At 63.1% G+C, this 4,159-nt stretch carries 3 protein-coding genes and 1 tRNA gene; 2 read left to right on the top strand and 2 right to left on the bottom strand.

Annotated features, from left to right (window positions below):
• Positions 1-15 precede the first annotated feature (15 nt).
• Both glpX and SY1_RS00890 read right to left on the bottom strand, forming a co-directional pair.
• Entirely contained in the window at positions 16-1,029 is a 1,014-nt protein-coding gene (gene glpX, locus SY1_RS00885; protein ID WP_015555875.1) for a class II fructose-bisphosphatase, read from the bottom strand.
• A gap of 369 nt (positions 1,030-1,398) precedes the next feature.
• A complete protein-coding gene (locus SY1_RS00890; protein WP_015555876.1) occupies positions 1,399-2,658 on the bottom strand; it encodes a serine hydroxymethyltransferase in 1,260 nt (419 codons plus the stop codon).
• Between the two features lie 226 nt (positions 2,659-2,884).
• On the opposite strand from SY1_RS00890, the gene SY1_RS00895 reads away from it, so the two are divergent.
• Positions 2,885-2,982 (top strand) — tRNA-Sec (locus tag SY1_RS00895).
• A 343-nt stretch (positions 2,983-3,325) separates the two neighbouring features.
• Positions 3,326-4,057, top strand: a complete 732-nt coding sequence (locus SY1_RS00900) for a hypothetical protein (protein ID WP_015555877.1) — start codon at positions 3,326-3,328, stop codon at positions 4,055-4,057.
• The last annotated feature ends 102 nt before the right edge of the window (positions 4,058-4,159 follow it).

Below are 4,159 nucleotides of genomic sequence, written 5' to 3' on the forward strand. Positions count from 1 at the left end.
AGACGTAAATTGGTATTAACGGTTGTTCTTGTTGGGGCTGTAGTCGATGGCGCTGCCCATCTCGGAAAGCTTCTTGGGGGAGTGGACGGCCGAGATGTAGCGCACCGTGCCGCTGATGCCCCTCATGCAGAGGGACGAGGTCTGGATGTGGCTGCCCTGGTAGTGGACCCCCTTCAGGAGGTCGCCGTCCGAGGCCCCCGTGGCTGCGAAGAAGACGTTGTCGCTCTTCACGAGGTCGTTGAGGGTGAGCACGGTGTCGCGGGTCAGGCCGCGGGCGTTCGCCTTCTCCTCGTCCTTCTTGTCGCGGAAGAAGGGGCGGCACTGCATGTTGCCCCCAAGGCACTTCACGGCACAGGCGGTGATGACGGCCTCCGGCGAACCCCCTGAGCCCAGCAGCAGGTCCGCGGTCTCGTTGCCCAGCAGGCAGGTGGTCAGGGCGCCGCTGACGTCCCCGTCCGGGATCATCCGCAACCGCGCTCCCATCGCCCGCACCTCGTCGCGGATCTTCTCGTTGCGCGGACGGTCCAGCATGACCACGGTGATGTCCTCCACCGCCTTGCCCTTGGCGCGGGCCACGGCCTTGACGTTCACGTGGACGGGAGCCTGGATGTCGATGCAGTCCGCCGCCTCCACGCCGGTCACGATCTTGTCCAGGTAGAACAGGTCCTGAGGGCTGAACATGCTGCCGCGGTCCGCGGCCGCCACGACGCTGATCGAGCCGCCGAGGCCCTGGGCCAGCAGTCGCGTCCCGTCGATGGGGTCCACCGCGATGTCCATCTCCGGCCCCTCGCCGGCCCCCACCTCCTCGCCGTTGAAGAGCATGGGCGCTTCGTCCTTCTCCCCCTCGCCGATCACGACGACCCCCTTCATGGCCACGCCCCTCAGCATGTAGCGCATGGCCTCCACGGCAGACCGATCCACATCGTTCTTGCTGCCGCGCCCAAACCAGCGGCCGCTCGCCATAACGGCGGCCTCCGTGGCACGGACCAGTTCCAGAGCCAGGTTCTTGTCATCAGCGAAAAGCGACATTCAAAACGACCTCCCCTAAAGTTTTATGAAAGACGGCACAGGAGATACGGCGAACGGGTCCGGGTACGCCTCCGGGGGCGCTCTGCCGGCGGAGGCCTGAGGACCCGCCTCTATTGTAGCAGAACTTTGGGAGCTGCCGGGCGCGTCCAAAGGCCGGACAGGGGGAAGCGCCGGGAGGCGGCGATGGCGCGGTGATCTCATACCAATTCGCGGAAGGACAAGAAAAGCCCCCCTGCAAGGGGGGGCTGCTGAGCGGTAGCGAAGCTGGGGGGTGTTGTCAAGCGTGAGAACCAACCCCTCCGGTCCTTCGGACCACCTCCCCTTTCAGGGGAGGCAATCCACATTAGACGCGATTTGGTATGAATGCGATCAATACAGCCCCGGATAGAGGGGCTTCGCCGCACAGAGCTCCGAGATCTCCGCGCGGACCTTCCCGATCTCCGCCTCGTCCGCGATGTGGGTCACGACGCGGTCGATCCAGCCCGCGATCCGGTCCATCTCCTCCGCGCCGAAGCCGCGGGTCGTCACCGCAGCCGTGCCGATGCGGACGCCGCTCGTCACGAAGGGGCTCAGCGTCTCAAAGGGGATCGTGTTCTTGTTCACGGTGATGCCGGCGCGGTCCAGCGCGATCTGGACGTCCTTGCCCGTCACGCCCTTGCTCGTCAGGTCCACCAGGATCAGGTGGTTGTCCGTTCCGCCGGACACGAGGCGGAACCCGCGCTCCATGACCTTCTCCGCCAGGCGCTTGCAGTTCGCCACGATCCGATGCTGGTAGTCCTTGAAATCCGGCTTCAGCGCTTCGGCAAAGGCCACGGCCTTCGCCGCGATGACGTGCATCAGGGGCCCGCCCTGCATCCCCGGAAAGATGGCGGAATCCACCTTTTTGGCGAAGCACTCCTTGCACAGGACCATGCCGCCACGGGGCCCCCGCAGCGTCTTGTGCGTCGTCGTCGTGACGAAGTCGCAGTAGGGCACCGGGTTGGGATGGGCCCCCGCCGCCACCAGCCCCGCGATGTGGGCGATGTCGAACATCACGAGAGCCCCCGTCTCGTCCGCGATCTCCCGAAACTTCGAGGCGTCGATGATGCGCGGGTAGGCGCTGGCCCCGCAGACGATCAGTTTGGGGTGGTGCTTCTTCGCGAGCTCCCGGACCTGGTCGAAGTCGATGGTCTCCGTGTCCTTCCGCACGCCGTAGGGGACGACGTTGTAGAGCTTGCCGGAGAAGTTGACGGGGGAGCCGTGGGTGAGGTGCCCGCCGTCCGTCAGGTTCATGGCCAGGATCGTGTCCCCCGGCTCGAGGCAGGCGAAGTAGGCGGCCATGTTGGCCTGGCTGCCGGCGTGGGGCTGAACGTTGACGTGATCGCCTCCGAAGAGCTTCTTCGCGCGATCGCGCGCCAGGTCCTCCGCCTTGTCCACGACCTCGCAGCCGCCGTAGTACCGGTGCGCCGGGTAGCCCTCGGCGTACTTGTTCGTGAGCACGGAGCCCATGGCCGCCATCACCGCGCGGGAGGTGAAGTTCTCCGATGCGATGAGCTCGATCTGATCGTTCTGGCGCCGGTACTCCTCCACGATGACGTCCGCGATCTCCGGGTCCACGTCGCGCAGGTATCGATCCGCGTCCTTGTCCATCTCTTCCGTTCCCCTTTCGTCTTCGACGGCAGAACCCGCCGTGGGCTCCACAGCGTGGGAACGCCACGGCATCCGCTGCCATGAAAAAAGCTGCTGGATACCTTCTGTTGTCAGTATACCTTAAAAGGGCGAAAATTGAGGGCTGGAGGGGTTTCGGAGGGCGGAATATATCTTTTTTCGAGGCGGTGGACTTTTCCGTTGCCAGCAAGTATAATAAATCAGTTTCGGAGGTGAGATTCGTCTGGTGACGGGCCCGGGCTTCAAACCCGGTGAGGGGCGGTTTTCGCCGTCTCTGGTGGGTTCGATCCCCACACGCCTCCGCCACTTCGTTCGGACGACGCTCGACGAAGAAAACGCCAACCCCTCATTCGTCTAATACCAATTCGCGTGTAAAAAAAGCCTCCCTGATAAGCCCCCAAGCAACCGATACGGCTCGTACCTCGCCGATCGTCTGGCCGAACCCCTCCGCCGCCCTTGGCGGCACCTCCCCTTTCAGGGGAGGCAATCCACATTAAACGCAATTCGGTATAATCTGATGAGCTGGGAAGGCCCTTGAGCTGCCACGGCGAAGGGGCGAAAAAAACCACCCTTGCCCTGCCTGGGCGATGAAATATATAATGAAGTGCATTGCTTCACCATCATAATATTTAAGGAAGGCGTTTAACGAATGAGAAAGACGATGTTCTCCCTGTCCCTGCCGCTTCTTGCCGCGGCGATATTTCTCTTGACGCAGGCGGTCCCTGCGGAGTGCCTGACGGCCGAGGACGTTAAAAGCTACGTCGATGCGGCCAAGGCCCTGAACCTGAACGGGGACAACCTGAAGATCGGATCGGAGTCGGCCGAGGAGATACTGAAGGACGACCACTTTATGGCGCTGCTCCGCGGCAGGCTCCGCATCGCCCGCCTGCTCAAGGCCGCCAGCGATGCGGAAGGGGGAGAGGGAACTTACGCCCTGCACGTAGAGGCCGGTCCCATCGTCGCCTTTCTGTGCCAGGGGGGAGCCCCAACGCTGGACAGGCTCGTCCAGGGCGCCGTGGAGCAGGTCGTCAAGCCGCTCCAGCTTGAGGCGACCCTCAAGGAGCTGCCCCGCTACTACGAGGCCATCGTGGCTACGGCGGACTGGCAGAAGAAGTTCGGCAAAATAATGGGCGAGGGGGAGTATCCTTCCATTCAGAGGGGAAAGATATTTCACATCGCGGGCTTCCCGGAGATCGGGGACAAGCCCTACTACACGGCGGCTATGGACATCGAGCTGAAGGACGATACGATGTACCTCTCCGAGTGGGATGCGTCCGCAGAGGGCTGGCTCTACTCCTTCTGGATGCGCCGCTGGCGGGAGGGGACCATGGAGACCGCCAAGATCGCCGTCGACCTGCTGAACAAGGCGCTGGGACAGTAGCGAAAAATAGCGAAAAGAGTTTGGAGCGCTGCTCCGAAAACGTCCGGAGGGCCTTGAGGCCCTCCGGTTTTGGTGTGCCGTCATACCAATTCGTGTTTAAAG

The organism is Fretibacterium fastidiosum, from assembly GCF_000210715.1.
GTDB lineage: Bacteria > Synergistota > Synergistia > Synergistales > Aminobacteriaceae > Fretibacterium > Fretibacterium fastidiosum.

What these genes read in the sequence shown, in the direction of transcription:
- SY1_RS00890 (WP_015555876.1), bottom strand. Translation starts at nt 2,658, where the DNA reads ATGGACAAGGACGCGGATCGATACCTGCGCGACGTGGACCCGGAGATC.
- SY1_RS00900 (WP_015555877.1), top strand. Translation starts at nt 3,326, where the DNA reads ATGAGAAAGACGATGTTCTCCCTGTCCCTGCCGCTTCTTGCCGCGGCG.
- glpX (WP_015555875.1), bottom strand. Translation starts at nt 1,029, where the DNA reads ATGTCGCTTTTCGCTGATGACAAGAACCTGGCTCTGGAACTGGTCCGT.